Raw genomic sequence first — 21,127 nt, 5'->3', positions numbered from 1 at the left:
ACTTAATGAAAATCATTTTCAGCATGCATTTTTGAGCTTGGCCCCGCTTTTGCCGGCTCCGCCATGAAAGCCCGGGCAAAGGGTGGTAATATCGATTTCCTTCTAAAAATGAAACAACTGATTGATATGGCAGCCCGAACCCTGAAAATTGCCACTCGCAAGAGCCCGCTGGCCCTGTGGCAGGCCAACTTTGTCAAAGACCGGCTCGAAGCCCTGCACCCGCAGCTGGTGGTCGAACTGGTGCCCATGAGCACTCAGGGTGACAAGATCCTCGATACCCCGCTGGCCAAGGTCGGCGGCAAGGGGTTGTTCGTCAAGGAGCTGGAGACCGCCATGCTGGAAGGGCGGGCCGATATCGCCGTTCACTCCATGAAAGATGTGCCGGTGGAGTTTCCCGAGGGGCTCGGCCTGCACACCATCTGCGAACGGGAAGATCCCCGCGATGCCTTCGTTTCCAACCGTTTCAAGGCCATTGCCGAACTACCGCAAGGGGCAGTGGTCGGCACCTCCAGCCTGCGCCGCCAGTGCCAGCTGCGCGCCGCCCGCCCCGACCTGGTGATCCGCGACCTGCGTGGCAACGTCAACACTCGCCTCGCCAAGCTGGATGCCGGTGAGTACGACGCCATCATCCTCGCCGCCGCCGGTCTGAAACGACTGGAGATGACACAGCGCATCACCGCCTTTATCGAGCCGGAGCAGAGCCTGCCCGCCAACGGCCAGGGCGCCGTCGGTATCGAATGCCGCCTCGACGATGTTGAGTTGCACGCCCTGCTGGCACCGCTGGAGCACGCCGAGACCCGCGCCCGGGTGCTGACCGAACGCGCCATGAACCGTGCCCTGCAAGGGGGATGTCAGGTGCCTATCGGTGCCTACGCTCTGGTCGAAGGCGAGCAGATCTGGCTGCGCGGTCTGGTGGGGAGCCCGGACGGCACCCAAGTAATCCGCGACGAGATCCGCGGCCCGCTGGCCGATGGAGAGACCCTCGGCGAGCAACTGGCCCAGCGCCTGCTGGCTGCCGGTGCCGACGAGATCCTGGCCGAGGTCTACCGCGCATGACCCCGCTGGTGGTGCGCCCGGCCACTCAGGCCGCCGAGCTGGTGCAGTTGCTGCGCCAGCACGGCCATGCGCCACTCTGCTGCCCGCTGCTGGAAACCGTGGCGGGCAGCGAACTCCCTCTCCTGCCCGACCTATTGCGCAGTGCCGACGCGGTTATCGCCGTCAGCATCCATGCCGTTCATTTTGCACACGATTTTCTGTTGCAAACTGGTCAGACCTGGCCACATATTGAGTACTTTGCGGTGGGTCAGGCCAGCGCAGATGCGTTTGCCGCCATCGGCATCGCGGCGATCTGCCCGGATGACCCGCGCAGCGAAGGGCTGCTGGCCCTGCCCGCCCTGCAGCAGGTAGCAGGCAAACGGGTACTGATCCTGCGCGGCAATGGCGGGCGGGATCTCATCGCCAGCACGCTGGCCTCACGCGGTGCTCTGGTGCACTATTGTGCGGCCTATGAGCGCCACTACCCCGAGTTTGACGGGGACAGATTAACCCGCCACTGGCAGGCAGCGGGGCTGGACAGCCTGCTCATTACCAGTGGTGAACTGCTGCAACGGCTGCTGGAGCTGGTTCCCGACCACCAGCGGCCCTGGCTTTTTGACCGCCTGCTGGTGGTCCCCAGCCCGCGCGTGGCCGAGATGGCCAGCGCTGCGGGCTTTATCCATATCACGATTGCCCAAGGTGCATCCAACCAGGCCCTGACGGCCGCACTGGAACTGAGGAAGATGGAATGACAGAACAACAAGAATCCCAGCTCAAACCCCAGCCGACCGCTGCGGTCAATGGCAGCAAGAGCCGCTCCGGTACCGTACTGGGCGGGGTCGCCATCCTGCTGGCCCTTGGTCTGACCGGCGGTCTCTATCTGCACGGCCACAAGAATGCCGTTGCCCAGCAAGCCGAACTGGCCCAGCTCAAGCAGCAGTTGGCGAGCGCCATGAGCAAGCTCGACCAGACCAGCAGCAAGGACGCCGAACAGCTGGCCGCGCTGGATCAAGCCCAGCAGCGGCTGCAAGGGGAGATGCAGGGACTGCAAAACCGGGTGCTGGATCTCAACGACAAGCGCCCTAACGACTGGATGCTGGCCGAATCCGAGTATCTGGTTCGGATGGCGGGCCGCAAGCTGTGGTTGGAGCATGACCTGGTCTCCGCTATCACCTTGCTCGGCAACGCCGATGAACGGATCGCCGCCCTCAACGACCCCAGCCTGATGCCGATCCGCAAGGGGCTGGCCGAGGATATCGCCCAGCTCAAGGGGATGCCGCGCATCGACCGTGAGGGGCTGACTCTCAAGCTGGCTGCCCTGTCCAACCAGATCGAGCTGCTGCCCCTCTCCACCGTCAGCATGCCGGAAGCCAAGGCCGAGCAGGATCAGGCGGTCAGCGCCAATCCAGACGAGTGGGAGAGCAACCTGAAGAAGAACTGGGTCAAGTTCACCGAGAACTTCATTACCATCCGTCGCCGCGATGGCGCGGTAGAGGCGCTGCTCTCGCCGCAGCAGGAGATCTTCCTGCGGGAAAACCTCAAGACCAAGCTGTTGCAGGCCCAGCTCTCCGTCTATCGCGAGCAGCAGGCGCTCTACGAAGACAGTCTGGACAAGGCTCAGCGCTGGCTGACCCAGTATTTCGATACCGACAACAGCGCTACCCGCTACATGCAGGGCGAGCTCGACAAGCTCAAGGGTGAGCAGATCCAGATCGACTATCCAGCCCAGTTCAAGACCCAGGCCATGCTGGAGCAGGTGCTGACCGAACGCCTGCAACGCATTCTGGCAAGTAGCTGAGGAGGGCACCATGATCCGTATAATCATTCTGGTAGCCGTGATGGTGGCGGGCCTCATCTTTGGCCCACAGGCCTCCGGCAACAAGGGCTATGTGCTGATTGCCCTTGGCAATTACACCATTGAATCCTCCGTCACCAGCGCGGTGATCCTGGCAGTGCTGTTCTACGGCGCCCTGCTGATCATCGAGTGGCTGCTGGGCCGGGTATTCGGCCTGCGCCGCAAAACTCTCGGCTGGTTCGGCTCGCGCCGCCGCCGCAAAGCCAATCAACAGACTGTTGCCGCCACCCTGGCGATGGCCGAAGGGCACTACAGTCAGGCAGAAAAGCTGATGATCAAGGGGGCCAGCAACAGCGACACCCCGCTGCTCAACTACCTGAGCGCCGCCAAGGCGGCACAGGCCCGTGGGGACGATGCCCGCCGGGATCAATACCTGCAAAAAGCGCAGGAGGAGAACCCCAAGGCAGAGCTGGCGCTCACCCTGACCCAGACCCAGTTGCAGATCGAGCAGGGCCAGTACGATACCGCGCTGGCGATGCTGGAGTCGGTTTACGCCCTCAACCCGCGCCACCCCATGGTGCTGGATCAGCTGCGTCAGGTACATCTGGCCCGTCAGGAGTGGAGCGCCCTGTGCGACCTGATCCCGGCGCTGCATAAGGTAGGCAAGTTGACTCCGAAACAGGAAGAGGATCTGCTGCAACAGGCCTGGGGTGGTCGGCTGCAACAGGCTGCCGGCAGCCTCGAAACCCTCAAAGCGGTGTGGCAGGATCTGCCGCGCAAGCTGCGCCTTGAGCCGGAACTGCTGGCCTGCTACGGCGATCTGCTGCGCCAGCTGGGCGCCGACAGCGAAGCGGCCACCCTGTGGCAGGAAGCGCTGCGCAAACAGCCGATGCCCCAACTGCTAACTCGCCTGCCCAAGCTGAAACTCGACAGTTACCAACCGCTGCTGGCGCTGCTGCAAAAACAGCAGGGCCAACCGGAAGTGGATGCCGCACTGGCCCAGCTCTATCTGCTGGCCGGTCAGCTGGACGATGCCCAGAAGCTGCTGGAGCAGGAGGTGGTGCGGGAACCAAGCGCCGCCGCCTACCACGCCCTCGGTCAGGTGATGGACAAACGCCGCCTCACCAACAAGGCCAACGAGTATTATCGTCAAGCACTGGAACTGGCAGGGGTCTGATCCCCGGTGAACAGAAACGCGAGAGGCCGCATGATGCGGCCTCTTTTTTTATCTCTTCGCCCTGCCTTCGTCAGGTGGTGAGCCGCTCCAGTTCGCCGATCAGCCAGATGGCCTCGGCGCGGTGGCTGCCACATACATCCGGCATAGGGCGAAAACCGCCGCACACCGCCGGCCGCTCCGGTTGACCGAAGATCTTGCAGCCAAGAGCGCTATCGAGCTGGATACAGGGGACGCCAGCCGGTTTGCCATCTGGCATACCGGGAATGGCACTGCTGATACTGGGGGCGATGCAACAGGCAGCGCAGCCGCTACGACACTCCATAGACTCCACTCCTTTGGGACGGTCTGAGCCACCATAGCCGAAGCGGCGGCACAAACGTAGCTGGCGCACAACAAAAAGCCCGACCGTACGGGCGATCGGGCTTCAGACAACACAGCCGGTTCAGCGAGCCATCATCACAGGATGATATCGCGTACCACGCTGTCTTTGCGCTCAAGGTAATGGATCGACTTGATACGACGGATGGTACGGGATTTACCACGGATCAACAGAGTCTCGGTGGTCGCCATCACGCCATCGCTGGTGATGCCATCCAGCAGATCACCCTTGGTGATGCCGGTGGCGGAGAAGATGACGTTGTCATTCTTCGCCATGTCTTCCAGTTTGAGCACCTTATTCACGTCGATACCCAGCGCTTCGCAGCGGGCAATCTCCTGTTCACCCAGCGCACGCACTTCCGGGCTATCGCCCTTGACCCGATGACGCGGAACCAGACGGGCCTGCATGTCACCATCCAGCGCACGGATCACCGCAGCCGAAATAACCCCTTCCGGTGCACCGCCGATGCCGTAGAGCATGTCGACTTCGCTGTCCGGCAGACAGGTGAGGATGGAGGCGGCAACGTCACCATCAGGAATGGCGAACACCCGCACACCCAACCCCTGCATCTCCTTGATCGCCTTGTCATGACGCGGCTTGGCCAGGGTGATGACGGTCAGGCGGGAGAGCGGCTTACCCAGCGCCTTGGCAACGGACTTGAGGTTCAGCTCGAGAGCCTGAGACAGGTCGATGGCACCTTTAGCCTTGGGCCCGACGATCAGCTTCTCCATGTACATGTCAGGCGCTTTCAGGAAGGAGCCCTTGTCACCGACAGCCAGCACTGCTAGCGCATTGGCCTGCCCCATGGCGGTCATGCGGGTACCCTCGATGGGGTCGACCGCGATATCCACCGAGTCGCCCTCGCCGGTTCCCACCTTCTCGCCAATGTAGAGCATGGGGGCTTCGTCAATTTCACCCTCGCCGATCACAATCTCACCATCAATATGGATCTGATTGAGGATATGGCGCATGGCCGCAACAGCCGCCCCATCAGCGATATTCTTGTCACCACGTCCGAGCCACTTGTAGCCAGCCAGAGCAGCCGCTTCCGTCACTCGGGAAAACTCGATTGCCAGTTCACGTCTCATCGCATATCCAACCTATGGAGCTCGAAAAACGGGCGGCATTCTACCACAAGGGCAAACCTTTGCGCATAAAAGGTGTCATTGGGCCGATAAATGCCGCCGATTCATCCAAATGCAACCTAACTGCAATCGACTGTTCATCCAACTGTCACCCCGCTGTCATCCCTGCGACCTAGGATGACCCCGTCTTGGACAAACAAGCTTGCAACACAAGGGATTAAGATGAAAAAGCTGACTGTAGTGGCTCTGGCTCTGACTGCCGCCTTCCAGGCTCAAGCCGTTGAAGTGTATAAAAACGATAGCTCCCTGGTCGATCTCTATGGCCGCGTCTACGCGGGTCACTTCTTCGGTGACAAGAAAGACGACACCAATGCTACCAAGGAATACAGCAACAAACAGGGGGCAAACCAGTTTGTCCGTTTCGGCGCCAAGGCTGAAACCCAAATCCAGAGCGGTCTGAAGGCACTGGCCCAGTACGAAGTGCAGATGTACATCAACGACAGCGAAAGGACCTTGGGTAAAGATGGCAATGCAGACAACCTGCGTACCCGCCTGGCTTTTGCTGGTGTTGGCGCCGATTGGGGCAATATCACTTTCGGACGCCAAAAAGGGGCCATGGGAACTCTGGTTGACTGGACTGATGTGGCACTGTCCGATGGTTATGGCGCTGATGCCACCGGGGCAGGCACTGACTCGTTTGCCACTAACCGCGCTGGCTCCGTACTGAAGTATTCCGGCCTGTTCAATGGCTTCCAGTTCGACACCAGCTACAAGTTCGACGGTGGTAAAGTAGAAGACAAGGGTAACAAGAACAGCGACCCAGCCTATGGTGCTGCGCTTTCCTATACCTTCCCGTTCAATCTGTCGCTGGGTACCGCCTACAACGTCGGCCAGCGTCAGGATAAAGACGCCAAGGATGCCAAACTGTGGCTGATCTCCGCCAAATACGATAACAAGGCTCTGTATGCAGCACTGACCTACGCTGATGGCGCAGACTTTGTCAAAACCGGCACCGATCACACCGGTTGGGAAGCCGCGCTGGGCTACAACTTCGAGAACGGCTTCGGCCTGATGGCTCTGTGGAACAAGCAAGAGCAGGAAGTCACTGGCGGCAAGAAAACCGATGCTGTTGATTACTACACTCTGGGTGCCCAGTACAAATTTAACAAGAACCTGCGGGTGATTGGCGAGTACCGCATCAACAATCTTGATAGCAAAGAAAGCGGTCGCTTTGATGTGAAAGATGACTTCCAGCTGGCTGCCCGCTACGACTTCTAATCGAGTTTTTGCGGATCCCCAAAGCGCGATGGCTTGCCATCGCGCTTTTTCATCGCAGTCACTCAGAAAATCATAAACTGGCCTAGGCTCAACAGTAGGTGAATCACCGGAGAGATGATCATGGTCAGGCTGCTTTTCGTTATGCTGTTGCTGCTGGCTCTTCCCGCTCACGCCCTCTCTATCGCTATGGTGTTATGGCGCGGCGAAACCGCAGCCGAAGAGAGCTTTCGGGCTGAGCTGACCCGCCTTGGCTATCAGGCCACCATCACCACCTATAACGCCGATCAGGATCGCAACACACTGGCCACCCTGTTGCGCCAGCAGATGCTGCCTAAGCTGGATGAATACGACTATATCTACACCTTTGGCACCACCGCCACCGCCATGGCCAAGAGTCTGATAGCCAATCGCAAACCTCTGATATTCAACGCAGTTTCAGATCCTGTAGGTGCGGGTTTTCTCTCTGAGGACAAGTCTCAGAACCGCATGGTCGCAGGGGTGAGCAACATGGTGCCGATGACGCTGCAGCTGGCCAACGCCAGCAGATATCTCTCGACCGACAAGCGGCTGTTGCTACCTTTCAATCCGCGGGAACAAAATACCCTGCTCATCGCCGATATCTTGCTCAACGAAGCCAAACATTACCAGTGGCGAGTCGCCACGTGGCGGATTGCTCCAGATCCACGGCGACTGGACAACGAACTGAAACGGCTGCAACAAGATGCCAAAAACGACATCGTCTTCCTGGCAACTGACAGCTATCTACTCTCCATCGCCCCTCGCCTGCTGAATGCACTCAACGCGGCATCTATCCCCACCATCTGCAGCGCCGAGCTGTTTGTAGAACACGGCTGCACCGTTGGCACCATCAGCAGCTACGAGTCACTCGGCAAGATGGCTGCAGGGATCATCCATCGCCATCAGCAAGGCGCACAGCTGCAGGATATTCCGCTGCAAACAGATGCCAACCCAAGGTTGATAATGAACTCGTTTGAACAACCCGATGTCGACATCAGGAGATAACGCCCCTCCGGATGAATCATCCCCACCAAGGCTGACCGCTCAACCATCATGCCATAATAAACGCCAGCTCTTCTTGCCAGTAAAAAATAGTGAAGAATGATTGTGGCGCGTCAGTTCACGACATATAAAATAACCAGATAACCTTTGTTCGGTAGAGCAGATGATGATGCGTTCACTTATCACTTTAGTTCTTGGAGCACTAGTGGCTCCCGGTATACTCCAGCAAGCCAGCGCCACCTCGGGCTCATTTCTTACTCCCCCGGCGCCTTCCCAGAGCCGCTTTCTGGAGCGACGTGATGGTCCCTCACTAAGCTCTGCTGCCTTTGTCGTCACGCATCCCGGGACAGGAGAGATCCTTTCTGAACGTAACGGCAACCGGGTCATGCCTATCGCATCCATTACCAAGCTGATGACGGCACTGGTGGTGCTGGATGCCAACCAGCGGCTTAATGAAACCCTGACTATTACCAACAGCGATATAGATCGCCTCAAAGGTACCGGCTCCAGGCTACCCATTGGTAGCAAGCTGACTCGTGCCGAGATGCTACATATTGCCCTGATGTCTTCAGAAAATCGTGCCGCATCGGCACTGGCTCGTCACTATCCTGGTGGCCAGCAGGCCTTTATCGAGGCGATGAATGCCAAGGCTCGTATGCTTGGGATGTGGAATACCCGTTTTGCCGACAGCACCGGATTGAATCCACGCAATGTGTCTACTGCTCATGATTTGGCAAAACTGGTCACTGCTGCATCGACTTACCCCCTGGTACGCCAATACTCCTCTGCCGAACAGAGTCAGGTGCGCACAGGCAAGCATCAACTCCACTACCGTAATTCCAACCGCTTGGTACATGAAAACTGGCCGGTCAGCCTCTCCAAGACAGGTTATATCCGTGAGGCGGGTCGCTGTCTGGTGATGCAAACCAAGATTCGTCAGGAACCAGTCATCATGGTGCTGCTCAATGCAGACACACCTGGGGCCAGGGTTGCCGATGCCAAGCAGGTTAAGAGATGGCTGGAAAGTGCCGGTAACACCACATTGGCGGCTAATCAGACCAAACTACTGACTCATCAGTAACCCCCCACCAGCAGCGAGGCATCAGCCTCGCTCTATTTACCACCACAGCTGAAGCAGATCCCGTCACACCAGCTCAAAATCAGGCTACCTGCTCACTCTCTCTTGCTCTCATGCTCACCTATCAATACGTGAAAACCGCCTGAAATTTTAAATAACACAGCCATCCTTGTTGCCCCATCCGCTCCAGGCCTGTCGTTACACCAACACCACAGCATCAGAATCACTTTCACCTTGCCAGCAAAATGAAAATCAATATCATTGGCATCCCGCTTCTGCGGGTCAGGCTAATTATAATTAAATCAATATGTTCGAGCCGTCAGGTCGACATCCAAAGAGTCAATATTGAATATGCAGCACCCTCACTTTCGCAGAACGCTGGTCTCGCTGGCACTGCTGGGCACCGGCTTCACTGCCCAGGCCGCCGATGAAACCATGACTGTGGTTGGTAAACGTTCCCAGCATCAGGAAGTTGCCACCGCTACCCGTACCAATACGCCAGCCAAGCTGGTGCCCCAGACCATCGACAGCGTCAAGGTCAGCGAGCTGACCGCCTTTGGCCAACCGACGTTGAGTGAAGCCCTGAGCGGCATTCCCGGGGTCAACGCCAGCGGTGATACCCGCTTCGACGGGGTCAATATCCGCGGCTTCAGCGCCAGCAACGACTTCTATCTCGACGGGTTCCGCGACGACATGCAGTACACCCGGGATCTCGGCAATATCGAGCGGGTAGAAGTGCTCAAGGGCCCGGCTGCCGTGCTCTACGGCCGTGGCAGCACGGGGGGCATCGTCAACCGGGTCAGCAAGAAGCCGCAAAAAGGGCAGGAGTCCAGCGTCACCGCCCGGGCCGGCAGCTTTGACAGTCAGCGGCTGGCCGCCGACCTCAATGGTGAGGCGAGTGAGCAGGTACAGCTGCGCCTCAACATGGCGCAAGAGGACAAAAACAGCTTCCGCAACGGCGTGAAGAGCAAGCGCACCCTACTGGCCCCCTCCGCCAACTGGGAGATCAGCGACAACCTCAACTGGCTGGTGCAGTACGAGCGCAACGAACATGATCGCACCCCGGATCGGGGCATTCCCGGGGTCAATGGCCGCCCGGCTGATGTGCCGCGAGAGTATGTCTACAGCGATACCAGCCGCGACTTCATCGATGACGTGGCACAATCCACCCGCTCCCGCCTCTCCTGGGATATCAACGATCAGTGGCAGTTGCGCCAGCAGCTCGGTTACTCCACCCTCGACAGCCAGTTTGACAACACCTATGTCACCAGCGTCAAAGGGGATAAGGTGACCCGCTCCCGCTGGCAGCAGGATCTGAAAGCGAAGAACCTGATCAGCAACACCGAGGCCGAAGGTCTGTTCCAGACCGGCCCGGTGGAACATCGCCTGCTGGTTGGCTTCGAGCAGAACTGGCAGCAGCGCACACCCAAGCTCTACCAGAACGCCACCGCCATCCCGTCTGGCAATCTCTACGATCCGGGCTCACTGCCTACCTACAATGGCGCCATGAAGCTCTCCAGCGACGCCAAACACAAGGTGCGCGGCAATGGCCTCTATCTGCAGGATCAGCTCAGCCTGGGTGACTGGCATCTGGTGGGCGGGCTGCGCCGTGACGACTTCACTGTCACCAGTCGCCGCTACGACCTCAACAAGGAGGAGAGCGTCTCGGTCAACAGCCTGAGCCCGCGCCTTGGTCTGGTGTGGAACCCCCTCGAGGATCACGCCTTCTACACCTCCTACAGTAAGACCTTCACTCCGGTGGGCGGCGAGCTGATCGGCATCACCCCGGGTGACAAGAACAACGGGCTGGAACCACAGCACACCCGCCTCTACGAAGGTGGCGTGAAGAGTGATTGGCTGAACGGCAAGCTGGCGACCACCCTCTCCCTCTATCGACTGGAGATGTACAACAAGCGCACCAAGGATCCGCTGGAGCCCACCAAGATGATCCTCACCGGCCTGCAGCGTACCGAGGGTGTCGAACTGAGCGCCCGCGCCGCACTGACCGACGAAATCTACCTGCGTGGCGGCTTCGCCCTTCAGGATGCGGAGCAGGTCAAGGCAGATGCGGACCTGCAGGGCAAACGCCCAATGAACGTCTCCCGTCAGAATGGCCAGCTCTATTTCGGCTACAAGAGTGGTGAGCAGGGCTGGTTCGGAGAAACCGGCGTGACAGCGGTGGGTGATCGCTTCGCCGACAACGCCAACAGCACGGCACTGCCCGGTTACGCACGCTTCGATGCGCGCGCCGGTTATCGCTGGCAGCAGTGGGAAGCCGAGCTGAGCGCCGAAAACCTGACCGACCACGACTACTTCGTCAGCGCGACCGGGGCCACCCAGATCATGCCAGGCACACCTCGCCAACTCACTCTGACCGGCACCTACCGCTTCTGATCCCCCCTCTCTCACACTGGCCAGCCTCTGCTGGCCAGTTTTTTACCCTGCCCTGATACTGAATTCCACCGACAGCCCCTGGCTGCGACATCTGGCCCTGAGACTAAACGTTGCCTCCATCATGATGAATTAAGTGAAGAGCCCGCAACGTAGGCTATGGCTGGCCCGTTTGTCGAAATCGCATACGAGTTTTAAAGCCGCATGCTATCGCGTCGCGATAACCGCCACGAGAACAACAGGGCAAACTGGCAGAGGATAGCCATATAGTTGGCCAGCCCAGCAAGAAACGGAAACAAGGGAGATTGCGGGATTACGGGATTGCGGGATTGCGGGATTGCGGGATTGCGGGATTGCGGGACAGAATACCAGGAAATAACTGGAAGTATCGCCGGACCAATTGTGGCGACTCACGGCGCTGTAGCGCCAAAAACAAAAGGCCATCATTGCTGATGGCCTTTTGTCATAAATTTGATGGTGCCGGGGTCTCTATCGAATTTAGAGTATAACGCAATGATTTATAAGGTGTAAGTTCACCCAAAAGATCGAATGTACCCCCATAAGTACCCCCAGATATAAAATTCATATGAACTCCGCAACGCCAAGTGCAAACACGGCATAACCCTCAAGACAGATACAACCATGCCCAAAATCGCGGTTTTAGCCTCGTTTTTCATGAACACTCCCCTGCCACCAAATCGACATGACGGAAAGTGAAAGATTTTGAAGGATTCTGAAGGATTTTTTCGAGGGTACTTTCGCTATCCCGCCCCAGATATGGCGCGGCTTGCACCCAATCTGTCATGTGCACGATTTTCAACACATAAAGCGGGCAGGAGTGGCGGGGGTTACTCTGCGCGCTGTGGGGGCTGGCAGGCTGCATCAGCCGCTCTGGGGGCGCATGAAAGGATCTGAGAGTGTGCAAGGTGCCACAACTCCGCCAATGCTACAGCGAGCCGTGCAGGCGCTCTGGTGCAAGCCAATAAAGGCCCGTCATGTGGCGAGCTGGATTGCAATCAGTGCTGTGTCAGATCGAAATGTCTACATGCAGCAAATTGCTCCCGAAGAAGTTCTATGTGTTTTGGTAGCCAAAGAGGCTCTGCTCTTATATTTGATGGCGAAAAAAAGCCCGCGCGGGGCGGGCTCAATGCACACTGCGTGCGAAAACCGGAGTCATGCCTCTCGCAAATTCTTGCTGCGGGCCAACATTGCATCCGGTGACCAGTTATCGCGGCTTGCCTGCACTGCAGATTTTGGTTCTTCCGTTTGATCCATGCGCACGGCCTGTTTTGCACGAGCACTACATTTGGCTGATGGGCTGCCGACCAAATCAAGACGGATCAGATTGCTCGGCGGAATACGCTTAATCTCTTCCATGACCACCGGCTCCAGTTCCGGGTCAGTATCTCTCCAGATTGGCTCAAGCAACTCATCCACCAATGATTTCACCATATCGAGCGGGTGTGCTTCTGCTGGCTCTATCAGGCCGGCTGGAGTGAATACAGTACTGGTGTCATCTTGCAAGAATGAACCGATGGCCGCCTTCTGTCTGCCTCTTGATACTAATCTGGCCAGCATTGGCAAGAGTGGAGCGAGGGCTTCGCGGGCTTCATCCAAATCACTGGCGATCAATTCATCCAGATAGGTTTGTGCAAGAGCTGAACGTTGCTTAAGGTGCTGGCGCCACAACGCCTGCCCAGAACATGAGCGCTCAAATGCGCCGCCTTCTAACTCTTCGGCAACGACCTCCATGTCAGCCAGCTCACTCTCAAGTGACGAGATATGAGTAGAGAGCTGGCGGTACTCTTTTCCAGACGTCTTCCCTTGGGCGATCGCTGCTCGCCGGAGCTCACGCCCCCTCTGGATATCCTGTTTGATTTCATCGATACGTGTGGTGCTGATACAGGTCAGCAACCGATGCTCGCCTTCATGCCACCCCATATATTCATGGTGCGCTTGTTGGGCTACTTGTACTAAGTCTGTGATGTTATTCATTTCCGGTCTCCAAATTGGGGGCAATTCAGCAATCTGTTTCGGTCAGGTGTTTCAAGTCACTAGTTAGGCGTTCCACGTTTTCAGCCGTGAAGTTCATAACTCCAGCCTGGCCAATGGATACAGACCCCAACTGCTGCGACAAACTGAGCAGCATCTTTTCGTCACGTAGGTGAAGCGGAGTCTTTGCCAACTCGCTGGCATTGGAGGCATATTCGCGTAGTTCGCTGTTGGTCATGCCATCCAGGTTATCCAGCAACACTGCCTCCTGTTGCAGATTCAGCTTGGGCATGGCGGCAAAAATACGACCGCAAATGGCGCCATGATTAAGCGGCTTGGTCATGATTTTCTCTCCAGTGGTTGATGGTGTTCTTGACGAGGGTTTGGGCGGTTCGATTAGGCTGCTGTCGCAAGATGTTTTGACCTGAAGCACTCAAGACGACCACCCCACAGGTGTGTTCGGTAAGGTAGTGCCAAGGATCTAACCTAGCCTCGGACTGAGCCGGTAGGGAGGCTTTCGCCAGTTCACTGCGGAAGCTCGTAAGTAGCAGTCCTGCCTGTTCAGGAGAAAGCGGTCCTGCTATGTGCAATACACCACACACAGCCTGGCAAATCGTTAACCAGGTCGAGCCGGGCTGGAAGATCCCGCCTCGGTCATGTGTCGTGGTGATTGGCATGATCAGACAGCACTTCCAGCATGGGCGGCTTCCAACTTTGCCAGATCGATCCCATGCAGCTTTAACGCAGGTTCAATTTCGGCACGAATGAAGCGGTGCCGGCCATTGCGCCCGAGGCGAATTGGGCGCGGTAATTCTCCACGTTCAACCATGCGGTCAATCGTGTCGTGACGGCATCCAATAAGGACCGTTAGCCTTTTTCGTTCGATAAATACGGAATCTGACATTTTGCATCCCTCGATGTTTTTAACGCCTTTGAATGTTGCAACGACTCTGGTGCATACAGCGACCTTGCCCGGGTGTGTGGAGACGCTACACACCCACGGATGATGCGGTTGATTGCTTTACGAAGGTTGCAATGTTTTAGGCAGGGAAGCGATCAAGTGCTGTTGTGAAACAGCGTTACACAATGGCGGTTTTCACTATCCCGGCTATAAGCGATGATGCGGAGGTATCAAACGAAATGTGAGCGACAGCCAGTGTATCCACTGTCAGATACACTGGCTGGGTCAGAGATTGCGGCGGGACTGGTGAGGTGGGAAGCCAAATCGGGTTAACGGTGATCGGATCACTATGGATGCAGGTCAAACCCGAGTGCTTGGTTAACTTTGTTGGCTTTTTTGACTGCCTTTGCAACCGGATAGAGGGCTTGCTGGATCTCTGTGGCGAGCGGGCGAAGTTCCGCCAACGCCGCAATCGCGGCATCAGCTTCAGCCTTTGGTTCTATCGCCTGGGGATCTCGAAGAATCGCCGCAAATGCGGCCAAGATAGGTGACAAGATTACTCTCATCCGCGCTTCAGCCGCTGTGACAGTCTGCTTGGCCCAGCGTTCAGCTCGAATGGCCATTGCCTCGGCCTGCTTGACCTTCAGCAAAGACACCTCTATGCGTGCCTGAGCCTGTTCCTCAGCCTCCCTGACCCTCTCGGTCACCTCAATCATCCGGTGCGCTATCGTGGCCTCATGGGCAGCCAGTTCAGCCAATCTGGTCTCTGCGGCGTCGATCTCGGGGGTACGAAGGAGCACTGTTTCAAGCATGGCTTGACGCTGGGAGGCATTGTGCCTGGCACCATACAGCGCAGCAGCCTTCGTCGCGGCCAGTAGCTGATCTTTTGTGTAGAGCGGCTCGCCCCGTCCCAACAACCCGGTTCGGTGCTCAACCTCTTGCATAGCGATGATCTGATTGATTTTACTCATGGCTGGCCCTTTCGGTTGCGTTGCCCCGATGAGCGCAGCATGGGCAGACAACGCCCGTTGCTCGGCGTTCCACTCTTCCCTCGACAGTCGCCGCCGACGCGGGCCGATCCGGGCAAGCCCAAAGTCTGCGGATACCGAGTGGATCTCGTCTTGCCAAGCTCTCATGGCCTGATTGAACGCGAGACGTTGCAGACCCTTTCGCTCCCCTCGCGCAGCTGAGGCCCGCGCAGCAGCCACACCAGGATGTACCGCACCGAACGATTCTCCGGGCAGCGGGACCAGATAAAAATGGATGTGTCGATGCCGTTCATCACTATGCTCGACCACCGATTTTAGCCTGTCACCATGCTTGGTTTTCAGATACCCGATCATGGCGTCACGGTACCCTGGCCAGAGCTCATCTGGCAGGTTCTCCGGGACACTGACCACACCAGCACCTAAACACAGCCCGTCAATCCTCAGCTTACGTCCTCGCGGGTCTACGGCCTGCTCCGCCCATGCGGTGGCCTGCTGTACGACCTCCGATGGCGTTACCCCAAACCGTTGGATCGGCGGCTTAGGGTCTTTGACATGTGGATGGGCGCCGAGTCTGCGCTCAGCCTCATCCGCTATCTGCTGTGCTGACAGTACCCGCCCCGTCTTTGTCTTCCCGCCTTGTCGTGCATACCCGTCAATATGTGCAAACTGATATCCCGCCATACATGGCTCTCCCGCGTTATTTCAGTCCACGCTACTGCAAAAGAGAAATTTGGTGGTGGGAAAAATACGCATAGTGACCGACTTGGCTTATGCGCTTGAGTCCTTCGTCCTCTTCGGCATAAGCGTCGGCCCTGCGGGGCGCGGGCACGGCTGGCAACAGCAGATCTTGGGAGGGAAACAGCGAGCCCTAAACACGGCCAGCCAGAGAAAGGAGTTGACGAACAGCCACACTTCTTGCTATTCGCGCACGCACACATGCATGTGTGATGTAAAAACGATGGGAACAGTGGGAACATGGGAACATTTCCCGCTAACCCGCACCATGACTGGGTTTCTCTGTTCCCACAATCGCTGGAAGGTGTGGGAACAAAGGGAACATGGGTTGGGAACATTTCCGACTTGTTCCCACTGTTCCCAATGTGTTCCCACGAAACTCTGTGAGTGTGGGAACATTAGTATCACTTGCTGGATAAGGCTTTGAAGGTCATTTATCTATCTTGTTCCCACTGTTCCCATACTTTTTCTTAAATCCTCCCTGTGCGCGCACATGCGCGAATAGCATGATGATCTGGAAAAAGTAAAGGACCGCGCGATGGCGACCCCTTATTTTCTTCTGGATGGCTATTCGTCTTCCGGCCCATCAGCCTCATCGGCTAGCACTCTCTCGGTCAGCATGTAGATCCAGACCGGTGCGCTGCCATCCCTCAGACGGATCTTGCGCTGGACTCGTTTTCCATCATTCGAGGGCAACAGATAGCCCGCCTCCAAACAAAGCTGGGCCACCCGCTTGGGATCCCGACCGATGGTGATCTCTTTCCAACCAGAGGGCAGCACGATAAAGCTCACGCCATCAGTATCCTTCTTGCGATAGCCGACCATATTGGCCGGACGATGGGTGTGATCGAACCAGTCGGCAAAGCGGCTATTCTGATGCGCAACCACAAAGCCGCGCACCTGCTCCAGGGTGGCCTTGTCTTCCTTGTTGCCCAGATGCCCCCGTTCATCCAACCACGCCTTGAGGCATACCCGCACAGCACGGGTAGCTTCACCCTGGGGCCAACCGGTGATCCCCAGTTCAGTGGCCAGCTCACCCGCTGCGGCCACTATGGCAAAGCGATTGATAGCCCGCCCGACCTGATTACCGGCCCCTACGGGGGTCAGTTCGACCGCCAGACGCTTGATCTCCGCCTTCAGGCGCTCCTTGTATGCATCCAGTCCTGTTGCCAAGGTCTCGATGTAGGCCCGAAATGCGGTGCCGTATTCGTGCTTACAGGCCTCGTTGAGGGCATCGGCAAAGGAGCGCCCGTCTGGTTGGTTGTGCAGTTCCTCAAACGCACCATGCTTACCGGTGCTACTCGGGATCTGGATAGTACGCACTTCCATCCCAGCTTGAGTACGCTTACCCGCTTCGGCGGCATGATCTTCTAGGGATAGTTCACCCGTGGAGAGAAACAGCAACCGCCACGCCTTGCGCTCTTTCAGCTCACCATCCTGCTTGCTGCGACCCTTGCCTTGGCCATTCGCCAGCATGTAGGCCACCTGCCCAGCTTCCCGCCCGTCCAACTCGCCCAATTCGTCCAGACACAACAAGGCATCGTTACGCCGACTGGCGATCCCCTCGATGGCATTGCCAGTCGCCCGCCAGGTGTGACAGTAGCGATCGGGCTGGCCATAGATGCTGGCTGCTGCCTTCATGATGGTGGACTTGCCATCGGTACTCTCACCCTTGAGGTGGAAACCACCACCTTCCAGCCCCACCAGTGACAACAAGGGGGCGGCAAAGGCCAGCGACAAGGCGAAGCACAGGCGGGAGTTACCCACGGCCATAGCAGCGATCTGGCGCTGCCAACAGGCCAGCTCCCCCGAGCTGGTGAAGTCGCTACTCAGATAGCCGGCAGATTGTAGGATCACCTGCTCAGCATCCGGCCCGATACCCCCACCCGGCAGCACATAGGCTTTGCCGTGCCAGCCGGTACGTTCGACACAGGTCACCCGCCGCTCGGGTTGGCTCATCATCAGATAGACCGCCAACTTGTCGAGCTTCTTGAGGTTCACAAAGGGCAAGCCGCCATTGAGTAAGGACGCCAGCGCCTCTTGGCCACCACGGTGGACCAACATGCTGACCGGCATCGCCCATTGCCGGGTACGGCCAGCCCGATCCTGCCACTCCAGCAAGCGCCCTTGGCCATACCCTGCCTCATCAGAAGTTTCGGCAACCACCCGAAGCTCAGGGGAAATCAGGGTTTCCTCCTGCCTACCGTTTTGTCCAGAGCCAACCCATTCATGCACGTAGAGCATACCGTCCCGGATCTCATAGCCCTCAGGCAGTTCCTCACCATCAATTGGTTGATCCTGCTCGCCTTGCACATCTGGCACAGAATGCAATGGGATCACTTCGGCTCGCGGCCCTTCCTTCTGGCTGGCGCCTTGCTGCTGGGTCTGTTCAATCTGACTCATGATGGATCTCTTGGTCTCTTCAAGCCCATTGGCCTGGTAATAGTCGTTCCAGTCGCCTGCAGTGGGCGGTAGTGCTACCACAGCCCCCACGGCAGCGGCAGCTTGCTCGGCTTTGGTCTTGCCCGGGTTGCCCGTCGTGGTGGCATCGTTGTCTGCGGCAAGCCATAACCGGCAAGGTTGCAAGGGGTCATCCATCCCCCTCACCACCTGAGCGATGGCCAGCAGGTTACCCGCATCCATGGCGCAGTAGACCGTTGCCCCGGTCGCCAGATGCACTGATAGCCCAGTGGCATAGCCCTCGCAAACCGCCACCAGGGCACTACCCGAGATCCGGTGGCAAGCAGCCTGCTTCTGGCCACCGGCAAGGTAGTGCCTCACCCCGTCATGACGGATCAGCTGCACGTTCACCAGTTCGCCGGTCTCGTTGTAGAGCGGTACCACCAAGGAGCCAGCGGGGAACGCCTCTTCCCCCACTCGGATCAGGGTGCTATTCAACAGCCCACTGGGCCAGCTCAAGCGTTTATGTGCCAGATAAGGGGATTGGCCAGGCTTGCAGTCGCGCAGGATATCTGCGGCGCGTCTGGCGGCTTTCTGGCGCTTAATCTGCTGCTGTTGTTGCTCTGCATCAGCCTGCGCCCGCTGTTGTTGCTGCAATTGCTCTCGGTCAGCGTCTGATATGACAACATGAGAAAAGCCAAGTACCCCTGCAACCAGTTCCGCAGCATCCTTCGGCAACTTACCGGTTACACGGCGGATCAGATCCAGCCCGTCACCCGCGCCACACTGGCTACAGATCCAGGTACCACGCCCGCCCTTGTCATCGAGCCGAAAGCGGTCTTTCCCACCACAAGCCGGACAAGGCCCATGCTGCTTACGTGGCGGTACCGTCACCCCCAGATTTGCCAGCAGTTCGGGCCAGTGGCCACAGGCCGCGGCGGCCACGTCAGAAACGAATGTTGCCTGGCTCATGTATCACCCCCCACCAGAACGGTCACCAGCTCATTGAAAGCGCGTTCATCCAACCCAGCCTTCAGCTGGCGGGCCTGTTTGGCGGTAACGGCCCCCGCCATACCGCCGGTGCTGGCAATGAACTCATCGCGCTGCCGACGGCTGGCAAAGGCACTCAGACTGCCCGCTTGTGAGCGTTTGCCTGTGTTGGGGTTGGCTGGGCCCATGAATGTGGGTTGTTGAGCCGCTGGAGCCCATGCGTAATAGGTCATACACCCTCCCTGAGCTTGGCCAGCTCGACAGCCTCAAACTCCGCAATGACTGGGGCGAGCAACACACTGATCACACACGGCTCGATATGGGACTGATTGCCATTGAGCACCTTGAGCAGGACGGAGGCATAACGATTGATGCGTTCAGCTGGCTCCGCCAATGGCGTCCCGGCACAACCAGCCTCCAATTCATCAAGTTGGGTCTGCAATGGATGCAACAGGTCGGAGAGCTCCAAATAGAGCATCCTCTCTGTATTGGACTCACAGATGCAGCTCAGGGCAGAAGCAAGCATTGCAGACTGCTCAAACAGAGCCTCAGCCTGGATAACCTGGCGAGTTCGAGTGATGCGTTTCATACTGCAACCCCCTTGTTCGGGGTGCGGGACAAAAACACCAGGGGTAGACCGGCCAGCGCAGAACGGGCTTGTGCTTCGCTGTTGGCAAAAGCGGAAATGGTGCGGATACGGCGCAGGTCTGCCAAACGGCAGGTACGGGAATGCTGGATCAAGAAGGTGTAGATCATGGCCTGTACTCTCTCGTGGTTTAGTGAGTCGGCCATGCTGCAAATGGGGATGCGGCATGGCGTCAACTACCTCCACGAGAAGGCGGGCCTTATTCACCCTTGCGGGCTTATTGGGGCCTCTCAACCATACCGCAAAAGCGGATACACTCCCGCCGCGTTGGGCGTGAATGTGAAGTTCATCTGTGCGGCAGCCTGGGGTAGTAGCCCAAATGGCAGGCACAAAAAAACCGCTAATTGTCGGTTGCGGGTAACCGCTCGTGGAAGTAGTACTGTTAGGGTTAGTAGCCCCAACGGATAAGATCGTACCGTGTCGGATCGTGTCACGCAATATCATTTTTCGCCACCCTCGCGTTCAACCCAGGTAGCCAGCATGGCTGTTAGCCTCATCTTGCGTTCCGCGAAAGGCATATCCGCGTCCAGGAAAGTGGCATTACTGCGCTCAAGAAAGGCGACCAACGCCAGTTGATATGCGCTCAGGTGTTTCCGTACCTCGCCTTTCAGGCCGTATTCGGCCAGCCATGCTTTGCCATCCATCCCAAGCACCAACCGATTGATCATACCCAGCTCATTGCTGTAATGGTGACCGGCAGTCTCCTTACACTGCTTGGTACGGTGCTGCAGCAGAGCGCGACACATTAGCCCGTGATAGTCCTTGCTGGCGTCCCGTTCGGCTTGCCAATGGGCTTGTGCCGACACTTGCTGTTGCGGGGCAACCTCGGCCAGCCGCCGTTCGCAGTCAATGAAGTAGCGGCGCGCACGGCGGCCCTCAGTGTTTCGCTCGACCATGGCCAACTCCTTGGCCATGTCCAAAGTAAGGGCGTAACCCTTGACTCTCCGCCGCCGTGCTTTGGCGCTATTTCGCCGATAAAGATGCGACTCATTTGCATCTGATAAATTTATCGTGCTCAAAATGACTTCATCGAATCTGGCGAAATCATCCCCTTCAATAAACTCATATTCGGCAATACGGGCTTTCATCCAATGGGAATATTCTTGTCCCGACTTCAAGAAGGCGTGAAGCTCACGAGCATTAATGGTCTGGATGCACTTACTACCAACCATATTTTCATGCAGTGGCAACAATTCAGATATGGCGTTCGCAATATCATCCGTCATTCCGCACCTG

19 protein-coding genes are annotated in these 21,127 nt (G+C 57.7%); 8 read left to right on the top strand and 11 right to left on the bottom strand.

Annotated elements, in window-relative coordinates; all coding sequences use genetic code 11:
• Nucleotides 1-126: 126 nt before the first annotated feature.
• Genes hemC through BN1117_RS07615 form a run of 4 tightly spaced genes read left to right on the top strand, consistent with a single transcriptional unit; the run spans nt 127 to nt 4,007 of the window.
• On the top strand, nt 127-1,056 hold the full coding sequence (hemC, locus tag BN1117_RS07630; protein ID WP_156129924.1) for a hydroxymethylbilane synthase: 930 nt from the start codon (nt 127-129) through the stop codon (nt 1,054-1,056).
• Complete coding sequence (locus BN1117_RS07625) at nt 1,053-1,787, top strand: uroporphyrinogen-III synthase (protein WP_040096226.1); 735 nt, start codon at nt 1,053-1,055, stop codon at nt 1,785-1,787. The genes hemC and BN1117_RS07625 overlap by 4 nt, the downstream gene beginning before the upstream one ends.
• Nucleotides 1,784-2,833, top strand: a complete 1,050-nt coding sequence (locus BN1117_RS07620; protein WP_040096225.1) for a uroporphyrinogen-III C-methyltransferase — start codon at nt 1,784-1,786, stop codon at nt 2,831-2,833. The genes BN1117_RS07625 and BN1117_RS07620 overlap by 4 nt, the downstream gene beginning before the upstream one ends.
• 10 nt (nt 2,834-2,843) lie before the next feature.
• Nucleotides 2,844-4,007, top strand: a complete 1,164-nt coding sequence (locus tag BN1117_RS07615; RefSeq protein WP_040096223.1) for a heme biosynthesis HemY N-terminal domain-containing protein — start codon at nt 2,844-2,846, stop codon at nt 4,005-4,007.
• Nucleotides 4,008-4,077: 70 nt separating this feature from the next.
• Here the strand turns inward: BN1117_RS07615 and BN1117_RS07610 are convergent, their stop codons facing one another.
• A complete protein-coding gene (locus BN1117_RS07610; RefSeq protein ID WP_040096222.1) occupies nt 4,078-4,329 on the bottom strand; it encodes a YkgJ family cysteine cluster protein in 252 nt (83 codons plus the stop codon).
• A 134-nt stretch (nt 4,330-4,463) separates the two neighbouring features.
• Complete coding sequence (glpX, locus tag BN1117_RS07605) at nt 4,464-5,474, bottom strand: class II fructose-bisphosphatase (RefSeq protein ID WP_040096220.1); 1,011 nt, start codon at nt 5,472-5,474, stop codon at nt 4,464-4,466.
• 219 nt (nt 5,475-5,693) lie between these two features.
• On the opposite strand from glpX, the gene BN1117_RS07600 reads away from it, so the two are divergent.
• From BN1117_RS07600 to BN1117_RS07585, 4 genes are all read left to right on the top strand, one after another.
• Nucleotides 5,694-6,749 carry a porin gene (locus tag BN1117_RS07600; RefSeq protein ID WP_040096219.1) on the top strand — a complete coding sequence of 352 codons (1,056 nt, stop codon included), beginning with the start codon at nt 5,694-5,696 and terminating at the stop codon, nt 6,747-6,749.
• A 120-nt stretch (nt 6,750-6,869) separates the two neighbouring features.
• Nucleotides 6,870-7,772: an ABC transporter substrate-binding protein gene (locus tag BN1117_RS07595; RefSeq protein ID WP_082032569.1), complete on the top strand. Its 903-nt coding sequence runs from the start codon at nt 6,870-6,872 to the stop codon at nt 7,770-7,772.
• A gap of 163 nt (nt 7,773-7,935) precedes the next feature.
• A complete protein-coding gene (gene pbpG / locus BN1117_RS07590; RefSeq protein ID WP_425283259.1) occupies nt 7,936-8,850 on the top strand; it encodes a D-alanyl-D-alanine endopeptidase in 915 nt (304 codons plus the stop codon).
• Nucleotides 8,851-9,198: 348 nt separating this feature from the next.
• Nucleotides 9,199-11,241 carry a TonB-dependent receptor gene (locus BN1117_RS07585; RefSeq protein WP_040096216.1) on the top strand — a complete coding sequence of 681 codons (2,043 nt, stop codon included), beginning with the start codon at nt 9,199-9,201 and terminating at the stop codon, nt 11,239-11,241.
• Between the two features lie 1,170 nt (nt 11,242-12,411).
• Here the strand turns inward: BN1117_RS07585 and BN1117_RS07580 are convergent.
• From BN1117_RS07580 to BN1117_RS07545, 9 genes are all read right to left on the bottom strand, one after another.
• The gene (locus BN1117_RS07580; protein WP_040096214.1) at nt 12,412-13,233 is read right to left on the bottom strand and encodes a hypothetical protein; all 822 of its coding nucleotides are present in this window, start codon (nt 13,231-13,233) and stop codon (nt 12,412-12,414) included.
• Nucleotides 13,234-13,258: 25 nt separating this feature from the next.
• Nucleotides 13,259-13,573, bottom strand: coding sequence for a hypothetical protein (locus tag BN1117_RS07575; protein ID WP_040096212.1), 315 nt, complete (start codon nt 13,571-13,573; stop codon nt 13,259-13,261).
• Nucleotides 13,574-13,909: 336 nt separating this feature from the next.
• On the bottom strand, nt 13,910-14,134 hold the full coding sequence (locus tag BN1117_RS18950) for a helix-turn-helix transcriptional regulator (RefSeq protein WP_082032562.1): 225 nt from the start codon (nt 14,132-14,134) through the stop codon (nt 13,910-13,912).
• A 344-nt stretch (nt 14,135-14,478) separates the two neighbouring features.
• Nucleotides 14,479-15,474, bottom strand: a complete 996-nt coding sequence (locus BN1117_RS19835) for a hypothetical protein (RefSeq protein ID WP_244463526.1) — start codon at nt 15,472-15,474, stop codon at nt 14,479-14,481.
• Nucleotides 15,475-16,422: 948 nt separating this feature from the next.
• Nucleotides 16,423-19,227 (bottom strand): DUF927 domain-containing protein, encoded by a 2,805-nt coding sequence (locus tag BN1117_RS07565; RefSeq protein ID WP_040096210.1) that lies wholly within the window; start codon nt 19,225-19,227, stop codon nt 16,423-16,425.
• The gene (locus BN1117_RS07560; RefSeq protein WP_040096208.1) at nt 19,224-19,478 is read right to left on the bottom strand and encodes a hypothetical protein; all 255 of its coding nucleotides are present in this window, start codon (nt 19,476-19,478) and stop codon (nt 19,224-19,226) included. Before BN1117_RS07560 ends, BN1117_RS07565 begins: the two co-directional genes overlap by 4 nt.
• Nucleotides 19,475-19,834, bottom strand: coding sequence for a hypothetical protein (locus BN1117_RS07555; RefSeq protein ID WP_040096207.1), 360 nt, complete (start codon nt 19,832-19,834; stop codon nt 19,475-19,477). Before BN1117_RS07555 ends, BN1117_RS07560 begins: the two co-directional genes overlap by 4 nt.
• Nucleotides 19,831-20,001 (bottom strand): hypothetical protein, encoded by a 171-nt coding sequence (locus tag BN1117_RS19405; RefSeq protein WP_156129917.1) that lies wholly within the window; start codon nt 19,999-20,001, stop codon nt 19,831-19,833. The genes BN1117_RS07555 and BN1117_RS19405 overlap by 4 nt, the downstream gene beginning before the upstream one ends.
• 330 nt (nt 20,002-20,331) lie before the next feature.
• The coding region (locus BN1117_RS07545) for an antA/AntB antirepressor family protein (protein ID WP_040096422.1) at nt 20,332-21,127 on the bottom strand (796 nt) is incomplete at its 5' end.

Origin of the sequence: Aeromonas australiensis (assembly GCF_000819725.1) — a bacterium.
Taxonomy (GTDB): Bacteria; Pseudomonadota; Gammaproteobacteria; order Enterobacterales; family Aeromonadaceae; genus Aeromonas; species Aeromonas australiensis.
This window is presented reverse-complemented; position numbering and strand designations above follow the sequence as displayed.

Excerpts from the sequence above, each read along its gene's own strand:
- BN1117_RS07585 (WP_040096216.1), top strand. The coding sequence starts at position 9,199 with ATGCAGCACCCTCACTTTCGCAGAACGCTGGTCTCGCTGGCACTGCTG.
- pbpG (WP_425283259.1), top strand. The coding sequence starts at position 7,936 with ATGATGCGTTCACTTATCACTTTAGTTCTTGGAGCACTAGTGGCTCCC.
- hemC (WP_156129924.1), top strand. The coding sequence starts at position 127 with ATGGCAGCCCGAACCCTGAAAATTGCCACTCGCAAGAGCCCGCTGGCC.
- glpX (WP_040096220.1), bottom strand. The coding sequence starts at position 5,474 with ATGAGACGTGAACTGGCAATCGAGTTTTCCCGAGTGACGGAAGCGGCT.
- BN1117_RS18950 (WP_082032562.1), bottom strand. The coding sequence starts at position 14,134 with ATGTCAGATTCCGTATTTATCGAACGAAAAAGGCTAACGGTCCTTATT.
- BN1117_RS07615 (WP_040096223.1), top strand. The coding sequence starts at position 2,844 with ATGATCCGTATAATCATTCTGGTAGCCGTGATGGTGGCGGGCCTCATC.
- BN1117_RS07620 (WP_040096225.1), top strand. The coding sequence starts at position 1,784 with ATGACAGAACAACAAGAATCCCAGCTCAAACCCCAGCCGACCGCTGCG.
- BN1117_RS07610 (WP_040096222.1), bottom strand. The coding sequence starts at position 4,329 with ATGGAGTGTCGTAGCGGCTGCGCTGCCTGTTGCATCGCCCCCAGTATC.
- BN1117_RS07555 (WP_040096207.1), bottom strand. The coding sequence starts at position 19,834 with ATGAAACGCATCACTCGAACTCGCCAGGTTATCCAGGCTGAGGCTCTG.
- BN1117_RS07575 (WP_040096212.1), bottom strand. The coding sequence starts at position 13,573 with ATGACCAAGCCGCTTAATCATGGCGCCATTTGCGGTCGTATTTTTGCC.
- BN1117_RS07580 (WP_040096214.1), bottom strand. The coding sequence starts at position 13,233 with ATGAATAACATCACAGACTTAGTACAAGTAGCCCAACAAGCGCACCAT.
- BN1117_RS07595 (WP_082032569.1), top strand. The coding sequence starts at position 6,870 with ATGGTCAGGCTGCTTTTCGTTATGCTGTTGCTGCTGGCTCTTCCCGCT.
- BN1117_RS07560 (WP_040096208.1), bottom strand. The coding sequence starts at position 19,478 with ATGACCTATTACGCATGGGCTCCAGCGGCTCAACAACCCACATTCATG.
- BN1117_RS19835 (WP_244463526.1), bottom strand. The coding sequence starts at position 15,474 with ATGATCGGGTATCTGAAAACCAAGCATGGTGACAGGCTAAAATCGGTG.
- BN1117_RS07565 (WP_040096210.1), bottom strand. The coding sequence starts at position 19,227 with ATGAGCCAGGCAACATTCGTTTCTGACGTGGCCGCCGCGGCCTGTGGC.
- BN1117_RS07625 (WP_040096226.1), top strand. The coding sequence starts at position 1,053 with ATGACCCCGCTGGTGGTGCGCCCGGCCACTCAGGCCGCCGAGCTGGTG.
- BN1117_RS07600 (WP_040096219.1), top strand. The coding sequence starts at position 5,694 with ATGAAAAAGCTGACTGTAGTGGCTCTGGCTCTGACTGCCGCCTTCCAG.
- BN1117_RS19405 (WP_156129917.1), bottom strand. The coding sequence starts at position 20,001 with ATGATCTACACCTTCTTGATCCAGCATTCCCGTACCTGCCGTTTGGCA.